Annotated in this window: 12 protein-coding genes and 2 pseudogenes; 8 read left to right on the forward strand and 6 right to left on the reverse strand. The window is 71.4% G+C overall.

All coding sequences use genetic code 11. The annotated features are described in order from the left end of the window. Nucleotides 1–62: 62 nt before the first annotated feature. Together AB0K05_RS23315 and AB0K05_RS23320 are read left to right on the forward strand one after the other, a co-directional pair. Nucleotides 63–2,786, forward strand: coding sequence for a LuxR C-terminal-related transcriptional regulator (locus tag AB0K05_RS23315; protein WP_364231569.1), 2,724 nt, complete (start codon nucleotides 63–65; stop codon nucleotides 2,784–2,786). Between the two features lie 84 nt (nucleotides 2,787–2,870). Beyond that, a complete protein-coding gene (locus AB0K05_RS23320) occupies nucleotides 2,871–3,740 on the forward strand; it encodes an alpha/beta hydrolase (RefSeq protein ID WP_364231572.1) in 870 nt (289 codons plus the stop codon). A 37-nt stretch (nucleotides 3,741–3,777) separates the two neighbouring features. Here AB0K05_RS23320 and AB0K05_RS23325 read toward each other — a convergent pair whose 3' ends face one another. From AB0K05_RS23325 to AB0K05_RS23345, 5 genes are all read right to left on the reverse strand, one after another. Continuing rightward, nucleotides 3,778–5,208 carry an MFS transporter gene (locus AB0K05_RS23325; protein WP_364231575.1) on the reverse strand — a complete coding sequence of 477 codons (1,431 nt, stop codon included), beginning with the start codon at nucleotides 5,206–5,208 and terminating at the stop codon, nucleotides 3,778–3,780. Between the two features lie 71 nt (nucleotides 5,209–5,279). After that, entirely contained in the window at nucleotides 5,280–5,768 is a 489-nt protein-coding gene (locus AB0K05_RS23330) for a MarR family winged helix-turn-helix transcriptional regulator (protein WP_364231578.1), read from the reverse strand. A 98-nt stretch (nucleotides 5,769–5,866) separates the two neighbouring features. Further along, nucleotides 5,867–6,607, reverse strand: coding sequence for a succinate dehydrogenase/fumarate reductase iron-sulfur subunit (locus AB0K05_RS23335; protein WP_148029219.1), 741 nt, complete (start codon nucleotides 6,605–6,607; stop codon nucleotides 5,867–5,869). Then, nucleotides 6,604–8,529: a fumarate reductase/succinate dehydrogenase flavoprotein subunit gene (locus AB0K05_RS23340; RefSeq protein ID WP_364231581.1), complete on the reverse strand. Its 1,926-nt coding sequence runs from the start codon at nucleotides 8,527–8,529 to the stop codon at nucleotides 6,604–6,606. Before AB0K05_RS23340 ends, AB0K05_RS23335 begins: the two co-directional genes overlap by 4 nt. Beyond that, entirely contained in the window at nucleotides 8,526–9,290 is a 765-nt protein-coding gene (locus AB0K05_RS23345) for a succinate dehydrogenase cytochrome b subunit (protein ID WP_364231584.1), read from the reverse strand. The genes AB0K05_RS23340 and AB0K05_RS23345 overlap by 4 nt, the downstream gene beginning before the upstream one ends. Before the next feature lie 129 nt (nucleotides 9,291–9,419). On the opposite strand from AB0K05_RS23345, the gene AB0K05_RS23350 reads away from it, so the two are divergent. The 6 genes and pseudogenes from AB0K05_RS23350 to AB0K05_RS23375 all read left to right on the forward strand — a co-directional run. Next, on the forward strand, nucleotides 9,420–10,349 hold the full coding sequence (locus AB0K05_RS23350) for a LysR substrate-binding domain-containing protein (RefSeq protein ID WP_148034272.1): 930 nt from the start codon (nucleotides 9,420–9,422) through the stop codon (nucleotides 10,347–10,349). Between the two features lie 32 nt (nucleotides 10,350–10,381). After that, on the forward strand, nucleotides 10,382–11,512 hold the full coding sequence (locus AB0K05_RS23355; RefSeq protein ID WP_148029216.1) for a SpoIIE family protein phosphatase: 1,131 nt from the start codon (nucleotides 10,382–10,384) through the stop codon (nucleotides 11,510–11,512). Further along, complete coding sequence (locus tag AB0K05_RS23360; RefSeq protein ID WP_364231588.1) at nucleotides 11,509–12,663, forward strand: ATP-binding protein; 1,155 nt, start codon at nucleotides 11,509–11,511, stop codon at nucleotides 12,661–12,663. The genes AB0K05_RS23355 and AB0K05_RS23360 overlap by 4 nt, the downstream gene beginning before the upstream one ends. Then, nucleotides 12,656–13,105, forward strand: coding sequence for a response regulator (locus AB0K05_RS23365; protein ID WP_271280052.1), 450 nt, complete (start codon nucleotides 12,656–12,658; stop codon nucleotides 13,103–13,105). The genes AB0K05_RS23360 and AB0K05_RS23365 overlap by 8 nt, the downstream gene beginning before the upstream one ends. A gap of 191 nt (nucleotides 13,106–13,296) precedes the next feature. After that, entirely contained in the window at nucleotides 13,297–14,085 is a 789-nt protein-coding gene (locus tag AB0K05_RS23370; protein WP_148029213.1) for a hypothetical protein, read from the forward strand. Nucleotides 14,086–14,109: 24 nt separating this feature from the next. Beyond that, nucleotides 14,110–14,304 (forward strand): annotated as a pseudogene (locus tag AB0K05_RS23375) (FAD-binding protein); the annotation flags it as partial. Nucleotides 14,305–14,307: 3 nt separating this feature from the next. On the opposite strand, the pseudogene AB0K05_RS23380 reads toward AB0K05_RS23375, so the two are convergent. Then, nucleotides 14,308–14,661 (reverse strand): annotated as a pseudogene (locus AB0K05_RS23380) (LysR family transcriptional regulator); the annotation flags it as partial. Between the last annotated feature and the right edge of the window lie 186 nt (nucleotides 14,662–14,847).

Consider the following 14,847-nt stretch of genomic DNA (forward strand, 5'->3'; position numbering starts at 1 on the left):
GATTTCGCCGACTTTACAGCTGGGCCCTTTTCCGGTTGACAAACGCGAGTCACACTCTGGTCATGTCAGAGGGGCTGCATGGCCGAGCCGCCGAGCTGGACGCCGTGCGGCTGTTGCTCGACGCGGCGCTGGCCGGCGACGGCGGCGCGCTGGTGCTGGCGGGACCGCCGGGCATCGGCAAGACCGCCGTGCTCGGCCGGGCCGCGTCCATGGCCGGTGGGTTCACCGTCCTGCGCGCCCGCGGCGTGCCGCAGGAGTCGCGGCTGGCCGGGTCCGGGCTGCACGCGCTGCTGCGGCCGGTGGCGCGGCTGGTCCGGTCGCCGGTGCTGGCGCGGGCGCTGCGGCGGGGCACGGCCGGGGACGGGATGGCGTTGCCCGCCGCGGTGCTGGAGTTCCTGGCCGAGCTGGCGGCGGCCGAGCCGGTGCTGGTGTGCGTGGACGACCTGCACCTGCTCGACGAGGTCAGCAGGGAGGCGCTGTGCTTCGCGGCCAGGAGGGTGGCGGGCGAGCGGATCGCCTTGCTGCTGGCGGTGCGGGACGCGGCCGGGCTGCCGGAGGACGTGCCCGTGCGGGTGCTGGAAGGCCTGGATCCCGCCGCGTGCCGGGCGCTCGCCCACGAGCTGGCGGCGGGCGCGCTCCCCGACGACCTGCGCACCTGCCTGGCGCGACTGGCCGGAGGCAACCCGCTGGCCTGGCGCGAGCTCGTCGGATCGCTGACGCCCGAGCAGCTCGCCGGGCTGGCCGCGCCGCCCACGGGCCTCCCGCCGGGCGGGCGTCTGCACCGCGCGCACGCCGAACGGCTGGCCCGGCTCCCGGAAGCCACCCGGTTCCTGCTCCTCCTGCTCGCCGCCCATCCGGGGCTGAACGCCGAGACTCTCCGCCGGCGACCCGCCCAGGAGTCCGGCGCCGAGGCGCGGCTGCACCGTGAACTCCTGGCCGCCGGGCCGCCCGCCGTCCTGGCGCCGGCCGAGCGCGCGGGGTTGATCAGGGCGGAGGGCGGGCGGTACGGGTTCGCGGACGAGACGGTGCGTGCCGTCGTCTACGCGGAGGCGCCGCCGGCCCGCAGGCGCGCGGCGCACGCCCTGCTGGGCAGGCTCCTCGACGGCGACCGGCACCGGCTCGCCCGCGCCTGGCACCGCGCGCACGCCCTGGACGGGCCGCCCGATCAGCTCGCCGCCGAGCTGGCCGCCGCCGCGTCCGCCGCCACCGCGCGGGGTTACCCGGGCAGGTCCGCCGCGTACGAGCACGCCGCCGAGCTGACCGGCGTCGAGGAGCGCCGGACGGAGTGGCTGGCCGCGGCCGCCCGCCACGCCTGGGTGTCCGGTGACGTGCCCCGGGCCAGGTGGCTGCTCGCGCAGCCGAGGCACCCTCTGGAGGGCCAGGCCCAGCTCATGCGCGGCAGGCTGGAGCTGCTGAGCGGTCACGCCGACAGCGCCAGGGACAAGCTGCTGACCGCCGCCTCCTGCCTGGTGCAGCGCGACCGGATCGACGGCGTCAAGGCGCTGCTGCACGCGGCCGAGGCCAGCTATCTGACCGGCGACATCCGTACCTTCCACGCCATCGCCGGGCAGGTCGCCCTGCTGCGCCGTCCTGACGACTGCGCGAACGCGCAGCTCATGTTCGAGTATCTGCAGGGGATCGCCGCCACGTTCAGCGGCGACCATCGCGCGGCGGCGGGGCCGCTGCGGCGGGTGGTGCGGCTCGCCCCGGCGGTGCGCAGCCCCGTCCCGCTGGTGTGGGCGTGCGTGGCGAGCCTGCTGCTGGGCGAGGACGCGACCGCGCTGGAGCTGTCGGCGCGCGCGGTCGACACGGCGCGCCGGCGCGGCGCGGTCACGCTCGTGCCGCAACTGCTGGAGTCGGTGGTGCAGGCGCACTTCTGGCTGGGCCGCTACCCGTCGGTGGCCGCGCACGCCGCGGAGGGGCTCCGGCTGGCCGAGGCGTCCGGCCAGCCCAACGCCGCCGCCCAGCATCTCGCCTGGCTGGCGCACGCCGACGCGGTACAGGGCGACGCCGACGCCTGCCGCGACCGCGCCCACCGCGCGCTCGACCTGGCCGAGTCGCACGGCCTGGGCATCGCCGGCGCCCTCGGCACCTGGGCGCTGGCCCACCTCGACCTGGCCGCCGGCAGGCTCGCCGACTCCGCCGCCCGGCTGCGCGGCCACCGCGACAACGACCATGTCGTCGTACGGGTCATGGCCAGCCCGCACTTCATCGAGGCCGCGGCCCGTACAGGCGACGACCGGCGCGCCACGGCGGCGCTGCGGGTGCTGGAGCGGTGGGCCGGGAGCACCAGCAGCCCGGACCGGCGCGCGCTCGTCGCGCGCTGCCGGGCACTGCTCTCCGCGCCCGGCGAGGCGGGCGAGCGTTTCCAGGAGGCCCTGGAGCTGCACCGGCAGGGCGCGTGCCGGTTCGAGACGGCGCGCACCCAGCTCCTGTACGGGGGCGCGCTGCGCAGGGAACGCCGGCCGGGGGCCGCGCGGGAGCACCTGCACGGCGCGCTGGAGACGTTCGAGCGGCTGGGGGCGCGGCTGTGGAGCGAGCGGGCCCGCGCCGAGCTGCGCGCGGCCGGCGAGACCGTGGCCCGCCCGGCGCCCGGCGGCGGCCCCGAGCAGGTGCTGACGGCCCAGCAGCTGCGCATCGCCCGGCTGGTGGCGGAGGGCGCGACGAACCGCGAGGTGGCCGCCCAGCTCTTCCTCAGCCCGCGCACCGTCGACCATCATCTGCGCAACGTGTTCGCCAGGCTGGGCGTGCGGTCCCGGGTGGAGCTGGCGCGGCTGCTGTTCTGACACCGGCGATTCACGCGATGCGGGGACGCGCCGCCCGGTCTGACAATGGCGGCGTTCGCACCCCCCACAGATGGAGTTGCCGACGTGTATCCCCGCAACGCGATCGCCAGACTCGCCGTGGCCGCAGCCCTCGCCTGCGGCGCCCTCACCCTGGCCCAGCCGGCTAGCGCCGCCGGACCGTTCGAGCGCGGCCCGAACCCGACGGACTCCCTCCTGGAGGCGAGCCGCGGCCCGTTCAGCACCTCGGACCAGTCCGTGTCCTCGCTCGTGACCGGGTTCGGCGGCGGTCGCGTCTACTACCCGAACGACACCAGCCAGGGCACGTTCGGCGCGATCGCCATCTCGCCCGGCTACACCGCCTCCTGGTCGAGCCTGTCGTGGCTCGGCCCGCGGATCGCCTCGCACGGCTTCGTGGTCATCGGCATCGAGACCAACAGCCGCTACGACCAGCCGGCCAGCCGCGGCCGCCAGCTCCTGGCCGCGCTCGACTGGCTGGTGGAGGACAGCCCGACCGCCGTGCGCAGCCGCATCGACCCGTCCAGACTGGCGGTGGCGGGCCACTCGATGGGCGGCGGCGGCAGCCTCGAAGCCGCCGAGGACCGCCCCAGCCTGCAGGCGGCCGTGCCGCTGGCCCCGTGGAACCTGACCAAGAACTGGTCGGGCGTCCGCGTCCCCACGATGATCATCGGCGGTGAGAACGACTCGGTCGCCTCGGTCACCACCCACTCCCAGCCGTTCTACGAGAGCATCCCCGCCTCGTCGGAGAAGGCGTATCTGGAGCTGAACGGCGCCAGCCACTTCTTCCCGCAGACCACCAACACCACGATGGCCAAGTCGATGGTCGCCTGGCTGAAGCGCTTCGTGGACGACGACCTCCGCTACGACCCCTTCCTCTGCCCGGCCCCCCGGGGCACCGCCATCGAGGAGTATCGCGACACCTGCCCGCACAGCTGAGCCGCTCTTCGACGGCCTCCCCACCCCGGGGAGGCCGTCAGACCGGCCTGCGCTCCACGAGGTCCTCCGTGGCCGGTGCGGGCGAGCGGAGCACGGTCACCGCGACCACGAGGGCCGACAGCAGCAGGGCGGCCGCGATGCCGAACGCCAGCCGGTAGCCGCCGGTGAGGGCCGCCGCGTCCGTCATGCCCCGGGCCAGCAGGTCCCCCGTGCGGGACGCGGCCATCGTGGACAGCACGGCCACGCCCAGCGCCATGCCGATCTGCTGGGTGGTGTTGAACAGCCCCGAGGCGAGCCCCGCGTCGTCGGCCCTGGCGGCCGACATGCCCAGCGTGGCCAGCGCGGGCAGCACCAGCCCGCCCCCGGCGATCAGCAGCATGGCCGGCAGCAGGTCGGTGACGTACGACGCCTGGACCGGCACCCGGGAGAGCCAGCCCATCGCGGCCATCAGCAGCGCCAGGCCGGCGATGAGCACGGCACGCGCCCCGAACCGCTCGTTCAGCCGCGCGGAGAGGAACAGCGAGATCCCGCCGATCGCGACCGCCGCGGGCAGCATCGCCAGGCCCGTCTCCAGCGCGCTGTAGTCGAGGACCTTCTGCATGTAGAGCGCGACGAGGATCTGGAAGGCGAACATCGCCGACAGGCCCAGCATCTGGGTCAGGTTCGCGCCGGAGACGTTGCGGGAGCGGAAGACGCGCAGCGGCATGAGCGGGGTGCGGGCCGTGGCCTGCCGGACGAAGAAGCCGGCCAGCAGGGCGAGCGACAGCGCTCCCAGGCCCAGCGTGTGGGCCGCCGCCCAGCCGTACTCCTCGATCTTGATGACGGTGTAGATGCCCAGCATCAGGCCGCCGGTGACCAGCGCGGCGCCGAGGGCGTCGGCGCCCGCCGAGAGCCCCGTGCCGCGGTCGGCGGGCAGCACGCGGGCGGCCAGCGCGACGGTGGCCAGCCCGATCGGCAGGTTGATGAAGAAGATCCAGTGCCAGGAGAGCGCGTCGGTGAGCACGCCGCCGAGCACCTGGCCGATGGAGGCGCCGGCCGCGCCGGTGAAGCTGAACACGCCGATCGCCTTGGCCCGCTCGCCCGGCTCGGTGAACAGGGTGACCAGGATGCCGAGGACCACGGCCGCCGCCATGGCGCTGCTCGCGCCCTGCAGGAAGCGGGCGGCGACCAGCATGCCGGGCGTGGTGGCCAGGCCGGCAAGCAGTGACGCGACGGTGAAGAGCGTGTTGCCGGCCAGGAACATCGTCTTGCGGCCGATCAGGTCGCCCAACCGCCCGGCGAGGAGCAACAGGCCGCCAAAGGGGATCAAGTAGGCGTTGACGGTCCAGCTCAGCCCGGCGGGCGTGAAGCCCAGGTCGTGCTGGATGGCCGGCATCGCGACGGTGACGATGCTGCCGTCGAGGATCGTCATCAGGCTCGCCGCGGACAGCACGATCAACGCGAGCCGGCGGTGCGGGGTGGGCGACATGGCCCCTCCTGTTCATGGGAAACAGGGGAGACCTTAACATATAGTTTTGTTGTAGACGATCCTTTACAGAACTACTTCCGGGACTGCCTGGCCCTGCGCGCGCCGGGCGCGACCTCCACCGGGGTGGCGAGATGGCCCTCCGCCAGCCGCTTCATCGCCGACAGGAGCATCTCCCGCTCCTTCTCCGGCAGGGCGTCCAGCGCCTCCCGGTGCACGCCGTCCACGATCCGCTGGCTGTGCCGGGCGACCTCGGCGCCCTTCTGGGTGACCGCGATGATGCGGGCCCGCCGGTCGGTGCTGGAGGGGCGGCGCTCCGCCAGGCCCGCCTTCTCCAGGGCGTCGACGGTGACCACCATGGTCGTCTTGTCCATGTCGCCGATCTCGGCGAGCTGGATCTGCGTGCGCTCCTCTTCCAGGGCGTGGACGAGCACGCAGTGCATGCGCGCGGTCAGGCCGATCTCGGCCAGCGCGGCCGCCATCTTCGTACGCAGCACGTGACTGGTGTGGTCGAGCAGGAACGACAGGTCAGGCTCGGAGCGGCCCGGTGCCATGGCGGTCATGCCGCCAGCCTACTCAACCGTCCCGAACCGGATTATCCCCAACAGGAGCAGGAAAGGGCCGCGCGGTGGGAACCGCGCGGCCCTTCCGGAGAAGCGGGCTACTTGGCGTTGGCCTTGAGGTAGTCGCTGTTCATCTGGGCGATCGTGTCCAGCGGGATGCCCTTCGGGCAGACGGCCGTGCACTCGCCGGTGTTGGTGCAGCCGCCGAAGCCCTCGGCGTCCATCTGGTCCACCATGGCCTTGGCGCGGGACAGGCGCTCGGGCTGGCCCTGCGGGAGCAGGCTCAGGTGGGTGATCTTGGCCGCGGTGAAGAGGGACGCCGACCCGTTGGGGCAGGCCGCGACGCAGGCGCCGCAGCCGATGCAGGTGGCGGCGTCGAAGGCGGCGTCGGCGTCCTCCTTGCGGACGGGCACGCTGTGCGCGTCGGGGGCGGAGCCGGCCGGGACGGAGACGAAGCCGCCGGCCTGGATGATGCGGTCGAAGGAGCTCCGGTCGACGACCAGGTCCTTGATCACGGGGAACGGCGCGGCCCGCCACGGCTCGATGGTGATGGTGGCGCCGTCCTCGAAGTGCCGCATGTGGAGCTGGCAGGTGGTGGTGGCCACCTGCTCGCCGTGCGCGACGCCGTTGATGACCATGCCGCACATGCCGCAGATGCCCTCGCGGCAGTCGTGGTCGAAGGCGATCGGGTCGTCGCCTTCGAGGATGAGCCGCTCGTTCAGCACATCCAGCATTTCGAGGAAGGACATGTCGGGCGAAACATCCTCCACCCGATAAGTCACCATGCGTCCGCGGTCCTTGGGGCCGCTCTGACGCCAGACCTTCAGGGTCAGGTTCACTTGTAGCTCCGCTGGCTCATCTTGACGTACTCGTACTCGAGCGGCTCCTTGTGCAGCACCGGCGTGCCGTCCGGCGAGTGCTCCCACGCCGAGACGTGCGCGAAGTTCTCGTCGTCGCGCAGCGCCTCCCCGTCGGAGTCCTGCGACTCGGCCCGGAAGTGGCCGCCGCACGACTCGCTGCGCACCAGGGCGTCCAGGCACATGAGCTCGGCCAGGTCGAAGAAGTCGGCCACCCGGCCGGCCTTCTCCAGCGTCTGGTTCAGCTCCTCGGCGACGCCGGTGACCTTGACGTTCTCCCAGAACTCCTGGCGCAGCTCAGGGATGCGCTCCAGGGCCTTGCGCAGCGACTCCTCGGTGCGGTCCATGCCGCAGTAGTCCCACATGAGCTTGCCCAGCTCGCGGTGGAAGGAGTCGGGGGTGCGGGTGCCGTTCACCGACATCAGCCGGTCGATCTTCGTGCGCACCGCGACCTCGGCCGCCGCGACGGCCTCCTCGTCGACGTCACCGAACGGCCCGTCGGCCAGGTAGTCGCCGATCGTGGTGGGCAGCACGAAGTAGCCGTCGGCCAGGCCCTGCATCAGCGCGGACGCGCCGAGCCGGTTGGCGCCGTGGTCGGAGAAGTTGGCCTCGCCGATCACGAACAGGCCGGGGATCGTCGACTGCAGGTCGTAGTCCACCCACAGTCCGCCCATCGTGTAGTGGACGGCCGGGTAGATGCGCATCGGCGTCTCGTACGGGTTCTCGCCCGTGATGCGCTCGTACATTTCGAACAGGTTGCCGTACTTCTTCTCCACGGCGTCGCGGCCGAGCCGGCCGATGGCGTCGCGGAAGTCGAGGTAGACGCCCAGGCCGCCGGGTCCGACGCCGCGGCCCTCGTCGCAGACGTTCTTGGCGGCGCGGGAGGCGATGTCACGCGGGACCAGGTTGCCGAAGGCGGGGTAGATCCGCTCCAGGTAGTAGTCGCGTTCGGCGTCCGGGATGTCGCCGGGGGCGCGGGAGTCGTTCTTGCGCAGCGGCACCCACACGCGGCCGTCGTTGCGCAGCGACTCCGACATGAGCGTGAGCTTCGACTGGTGGTCGCCGGAGACCGGGATGCAGGTCGGGTGGATCTGCGTGTAGCAGGGGTTGGCGAAGTACGCGCCGCGCTCGTGCGCCCGCCAGATGGCGGTGGTGTTGCAGCCCTTGGCGTTCGTGGACAGGTAGAACACGTTGCCGTAGCCGCCGGTGGCGAGCACCACGGCGTCGGCGAAGTGCCGCTCGATGTCGCCGGTGACCATGTCGCGCACGATGACGCCCCGCGCCCGGCCGTCGGAGACGATCAGGTCGAGCATCTCGTGCCGGGTGAACATCTCGACGGTCCCGGCCGCGATCTGCCGCTCCAGCGCCTGGTACGCGCCGAGCAGGAGCTGCTGGCCCGTCTGGCCGCGGGCGTAGAAGGTCCGCGACACCTGGGCGCCGCCGAACGAGCGGGTGTCGAGCAGGCCGCCGTACTCGCGGGCGAACGGCACGCCCTGGGCCACGGCCTGGTCGATGATGTTCACCGAGACCTCGGCCAGGCGGTACACGTTCGACTCGCGGGCGCGGAAGTCGCCGCCCTTCACCGTGTCGTAGAACAGGCGGTAGATCGAGTCGCCGTCGCCGCGGTAGTTCTTGGCGGCGTTGATGCCGCCCTGGGCGGCGATGGAGTGGGCGCGCCGGGGCGAGTCCTGGTAGCAGAACGACTTGACGTTGTAGCCGAGCTCGCCGAGCGTCGCGGCGGCGGAACCGCCGGCCAGGCCGGTGCCCACCACGATGACGTCGAGCTTGCGCTTGTTGGCGGGGTTGACCAGGCGGGCGCCGAACTTGCGCTTCTCCCACCGCTCCTCGATGGGACCGGCCGGTGCCTTGGTGTCGCGGATCTCCGCGCCTTCGACGAAATTCACTGGACCACTCCGAACGTGATGGCGAGCGGCGGCGCGAGGAAACCGATGACCAGGACGGCGGAGCCGAGCCCCGCGACCGCGCGCAGCGCCCTGTTCCTGTCGCGGTTGGCCACGCCGAGCGTCTGGAAGGCGCTCCAGATGCCGTGCCGCAGGTGCAGGCCGACCATGGCGACGGCGACGATGTAGAGAAGCGTCACGTACCACCGGGACGGGTCGAACCCGGCGATCATCCGGTCGGCCGGTGAGGAGTCGAAGCCCTTCGGGTTCACCACGCCGAAGGTCAGGTCGAGCAGGTGCCAGACCACGAAGAGCGCGATCGTGATGCCGCCGAACCGCATGATGTGCGTCGCGTACCCCTTGGCCTGCGACTTCTTCCTGGCCGCGTACTTCACCGGCCGGGCCGCGGCCGCGCGGCGGGACAGCGAGATCGCGGCCCACATGTGCAGGACGACCGAGACCACGAGGACGATCTCGACGAGGGTGAGCAGGGTCCGGTACGGGGCGATCGGCTCCAGCAGGGTGCGCAGCGCGAGCGCGTACTCATTGAATGAGTCGCGGCCCGCGAAGATCTTGAGGTTGCCGAGCATGTGGCCGACGAGGAAGAGCACCATGACGGCCCCCGTGACGGCCATGACGGCTTTCTTGCCGTTGGACGAGGTCAGGAATCCGCCAGGCCTCTTGGCTCTGGGCTTCTCTTCACCCTTGGGGGGGATAACGGGCGCGGTGGCGGCGCCGCGCTCTATCGTGGCAGTCACGTTCATCGACGCTAGGTAGCCTGCGATGATCCGTCCAAGTCATGAGGGGCCTGGTTTCGATAGCCAGCGGCTATGATGTCTGGTTTGTACGGCATAAGCACGTTCACCGGGCTGGCCGGTTGCGAGGAAAATCACATGCAGTTCCAGCAGTTGGCGTACTTCGTCACCGTGTCCGAGACCAGGCACTTCACCCACGCGGCTGAGCGGATGCGGGTCGCGCAGCCGTCGCTCAGCAAGCAGATCAAGGCGCTGGAGCACGAGCTGGGCGCGCCGCTGTTCTCCCGGGCGCGCGGCAACGTCACGCTGACCCCGGCCGGGGAGGCGCTGCTGCCGCTGGCCCGCCGGATGCTGGCCGACGCCGACACCGCCAGGCAGGCGGTCGCCGAGCTGGCCGGGCTGCGCCGGGGCCAGGTGCGGCTGGGCGCGACGCCCTCGCTCTGCGCGGGGCTCATGGCCGACGCCCTGGCCCGCTTCCATCACTCGTACCCGGGGATCGGCCTGCTGGTCGAGGAGGGCGGCTCGCGCGACCTGGTGCGCGCGCTGGCGCGCGGCCAGCTCGACATGTCGCTGATCATCATGCCGCTGCAGCACGACGACCCGTCGCTGGTGACGGAGGAGATCCTGCGCGAGAACCTGGTCGTGGCCTCGCCCGCCGCCGAGCGGCCGCGCAAGCCGTACCTGCGCATCGACGAGCTGCGCGGCAGGCCGCTGGTGATGTTCAGGACCGGCTATGACCTGCGCGACGCGACGCTGGCGGCCTGCCGGCAGGCCGGGTTCGAGCCCCGGTTCGCGGTCCAGGGCGGCGAGATGGATGCGGTGCTGCGGTTCGTGGAGGCGGGGCTGGGCGTGGCCGTGGTGCCGTCGATGGTGCTCGACGGGCGGCCGGGGCTGGCCGGCACGCCGCTGGCGCCGCCCGGGCTGAGCCGGACCATCGCGCTGGCGCACCGCAAGGACGTGGAACCGATCAGGGCCGCGCAGGCGTTCCGGGCGACGCTTCTCTCTTACGTGATCGAAGCAGGGCAGGAAGGCACCCTTCCACAAGGGGTCGAGCTCATCGCAGAATGAGCAGCACGGCCTCAATCTGCGGAAGGGCGTGCGTGACCGCGACTCTGAACGAAACGCTGACGCTGCTCCTGGTCGAGGACGACGCGGGAGACGCGTTCCTCGTGGAGGAGTTGCTGAAGCAGGCCGAGGCGCCGCCCCGGATCACCTGGGTGCGGAGCCTGGAGGAGACGAAGGCCCAGCTCGGCCCGCAGATCCAGTGCGTGCTCGTCGACCTCTCGCTGCCCGACGCGACCGGCCTGGAGGCGCTGGAGCACGTGCTCGACCTGGCGCCGCACGCCGCGGTGCTGGTGCTGACGGGGTTACGCGACGTTCACGTCGGGGTCGCGGCGGTGCAGGCGGGCGCCCAGGACTACCTGGTGAAGCAGGACGTCGACGCCCGGCTGCTGGCCAGGGCCATCCGCTACGCCATGGAGCGCAAGCGCGCCGACCTGGCCCAGCGCCGGCTGGTGGAGGCGGAGCTGACCGCCAAGGAGAACGCCCGCCTGGAGAACGGCCTGCTGCCCGTGCCGCTGCTGCGCACCCGCGAGCTGCGCCACGCCACCCGCTACCTGCCCGGCTCGCAGGGGCAGCGGCTGGCCGGCGACTTCCTGGACACGGTGCAGACGCCCGACGGCTCGGTCCACGTGATCGTCGGCGACGTGTGCGGCCACGGGCCCGACGAGGCCGCGCTCGGGGTGGCGCTGCGCATCGCCTGGCGCACCCTCGTCCTCGCCGGGCAGACCGGCGACCTGCTGCTGCGCACGCTCGACACGCTGCTGCGGGCCGAGCGCAGGGCCCCGGAGATCTTCACCACGCTCTGCATGGCCACGATCGCGCCCGACCTGGCGAGCGCCCGGATGCGGGTGGCCGGCCACCCGCCCCCGGTGCTGGTGCGCGGCGGGGTGGTCGAGGTCGTCGAGGGCGCGCCGTCCGGCCCGCCGCTCGGCATCTTCCCGGACGCCCAGTGGGCGGTGCTCGACGTGCCGCTGGGCGAGCGCTGGTCGATGATGCTCTACACCGACGGGCTGATCGAGGCCGCCGTCGGCGGCGAGCTGCTCGGCGTGGAGGGGCTCGTCGAGCTGGTACGGCTGCACGGCGCGATCGACATCGACCGGCTCATCGGCGAGGTCGGGACTCTCAAGGACGATCTGGCGGCCGTGATCGTCAGCAGGGGCGAGACATGAGCATCAATCCGCTTCCCCCCGCCAAGCCGCCGACCGGCGTCGGCAGGGTGCCGATAGCGCGCTGGTTCGTCTTCGCCGGGGCGGCCACCGCGGTGGCGTTCCTGGCCGGCGTGGCGCTCATCATGCTGTTGATCGCCCAGGCGCGCGAGCTGGCCCCCAAGCCTGAGGTGGCCGCGCAGATCGACCGGCTCAACGTCGCGCTCGTGGTGCTGTTCGTGGTGATCCTGGTCGCCGGCGTGGCGCTGGCGTTCATCGTGCGCTTCACCGTGCTCGACCCCATCGCCCGGCTGACCGAGCAGGTGCGCACGGTCGCGGGCGGCGACTTCGACCACCGGCTCGGGGTCGAGCGGCCCGCGGAGCTGGCCGAGCTGTCGAGCCACATCGACTCCATGCGCAGGCGCATCCTGTCGGCCTGGCGCACCGCCTCCGACCAGGCCGACGAGCTGCGCCGCTCCAACGGCGAGCTGGAGCAGTTCGCGTACGTGGCCAGCCACGACCTCCAGGAGCCGCTGCGCAAGGTGGCGAGCTTCACCCAGATGCTGGAGCAGCGGTACGAGAACGAGCTGGACGATCGGGCCAGGCAGTACATCCACTACGCGGTCGACGGCGCCAAGCGCATGCAACTGCTCATCAACGACCTGCTCGACTTCTCCCGCGTGGGCCGGGTGGGCGGCGAGAAGGCGCCCATGGACAGCGGCGTGGCGGTGCGGGCGGCGCTGGACAACCTGTCGGCGGCCATCGAGGACGCCGGGGCCACGGTCACCACGGGCGAGCTGCCCCGGGTGACGGGCAGTCCGAGCCAGCTCACCCAGCTGTTCCAGAACCTCATCGAGAACGCGGTCAAGTTCCGCGGCGACGAGCCGCCGCACGTCCGGATCGAGGCGGTCGAGAGAGACGGCATGTGGGAGTTCAGCTGCTCCGACAACGGCATCGGGGTCGATCCCAAGTACGCCGACCGCATCTTCCTGATCTTCCAGCGGCTGCACCCGCGCGACGTCTACGCCGGCACCGGCATCGGCCTGGCGCTCTGCCGCAAGATCGTCGACTATCACGGCGGCCGGCTCTGGCTCGACGGCGACTCGGGCGAGACCGGCGGCCGCGGCACCACGTTCCGCTGGACGCTGCCCGCCGCCGGTGACGACGATGCCTGACTGGCGGCCTGTCGAGGTGCTCCTGGTGGAGGACGACCAGGGCGACGTGCTGATCACCCGGGAGGCGTTCGACCTCGGCAAACTGCGCAACCGCCTGCACGTGGTGGGCGACGGCGAGCAGGCGATGGCGTTCCTGCGCCAGGAGGGGGCCCACGCGGGCGCGCCGAGGCCGGACCTCGTCCTGCTCGACCTCAACCTGCCCAGGAAGAGCGGCCTGGAGGTGCTCAGGGAGGTGAAGGCCGACCCGGTACTCAGGACGATCCCTGTGGTCGTCCTGACGACGTCGAAGGCCGAAGAGGACGTCGTCCGGAGTTACCGGCTGCACGCCAATGCATACGTGGCTAAACCCGTAGATTTTGGGCAATTCATAAGGGTTGTCCGTCAAATCGATAACTTTTTTGTGACTGTGGTGAAGTTGCCTTACCAGGGACAGCGCCCCTGACGGGATACGTGACAGGAATCACAGCCTGAGCAGGAGAAAGTGAGTGACCGTCCTCACAAATCGCGATGCGCTCGTCGTAACGTATGCCACACCAACTGCGCGCCCGCGCGGCATAGTCACCGCCGAACGCGCCTAGAAGAACGACCCGGACCCCAGGCGTGCGGGGTCCGCGGGAGGTGGAGAGGTCCGCGATGACCCAGACGACGCCCGATGCCCCAGCGAGAAAGCAGCGTGCCCAGGTCAAGGTGCGCACGCTGCGCACCGACCGGTGGTGGCTCACCCCGCTGCTGGTATTCCTCGGGCTCAGCTCATTTCTGATCTACGGTGTGTGGGCGATCCTCGACACGAGCAACTTCGCCGAACCCTACATCGCCCCCTTCGCCGCACCCTGTCTGACCACGCAGGAGGTCTGTGACGGCGCGCGGCTGTTCGGGTGGGCGCCCGTCGGCGACTGGTACGCGCTCCCGCCGGGGCTGCTGATCCTCGGCCTGCCGGGCGGGTTCCGGCTGACGTGCTACTACTACCGCAAGTCCTACTACCGCTCGTTCTGGCTGTCGCCCGCCGCGTGCGCGGTGCAGGAGCCGCACGGGAAGTACACCGGTGAGACCCGCTTCCCGCTGATCATGCAGAACATCCACCGCTACTTCTTCTACTTCGCGCTCCTGATCGGCGCCATCCTCACCTACGACGCCGTGCTGGCCGTCGTGCACAAGCCGATCGGCCTCGGCAGCTGGATCCTGATGCTCAACGCCGTGCTCATCCTCGGCTACACGCTCGGCTGCCACTCCTGCCGTCACATCACCGCGGGCCGGCTCAACCACTTCTCCCGTCACCCGCTCCGCTACCGGGCCTGGACCTTCGTCTCCAAGCTCAACGCCAAGCACCAGCAGTGGGCGTGGGCCTCGATGTTCTCCGTCATGGGCGCCGACCTCTACGTCCGCCTGGTGGCCAAGGGCATCATCGCCTTCCCGTTCGCGTAAGGATCAGTTCAAGTGGATAACTCGATCAACATCGAGCGTCACGAGTACGACGTGGTCGTCATCGGCGCGGGAGGCGCCGGGCTGCGTGCCGCCATCGAGGCCCGCCAGCAGGGCAAGCGCACGGCGATCGTGTGCAAGTCGCTGTTCGGCAAGGCCCACACCGTCATGGCCGAGGGCGGGGCCGCCGCCGCGATGGGGAACGTCAACTCCGACGACAACTCGGTGGCGCTGCCGGAGCTCGGCGAGGGTGAGCGGCATCAGGCCGCGGGCGGCGGTCGGGAACGCGCCCACGTTGAGCCGGCCGACGACCTGGCCGCGCAGCGCCTCGAAGTCGGCCTCGGCGGTCTCGACCAGGGCGAGGATGCGCTCGGCGTGTTCGGCGAGCAGCCCGGCGGCGTCCGTCAGCCGCACCCCACGCCCGTTGCGCTCGACCAGCCGCGCGCCGGTCTCCCGCTCCAGCTTGGCTATCTGCTGCGACACGGCGGAGGGGGTGACCATCAGCGCGTCGGCGGCGGCTCCGACGGAGCCGTAGACGTGCACGGCGTGGAGGGCCTTGAGCCGGTTGAGGTCCAACATGTAAGCGAGTCTAAAGCGTTAAGCGTAGAAAGTCTCGCTTGTCCTTCACTCTGTAGCGTTGGAAAATAGTTGCATGCGAATCCTTAAGCCGAAGCAGAAGTCGTTCCAGTCCACCTCGTACCTGAAGACCCTCGCCGAGCAGGCCCGCGAGCAGCGCGCCGCCCGGGTCCGCAAGACCGCCTAGAT

Origin of the sequence: Nonomuraea sp. NPDC049486, assembly GCF_040676925.1 — a bacterium.
Taxonomy (GTDB): domain Bacteria; phylum Actinomycetota; class Actinomycetes; order Streptosporangiales; family Streptosporangiaceae; genus Nonomuraea; species Nonomuraea ferruginea.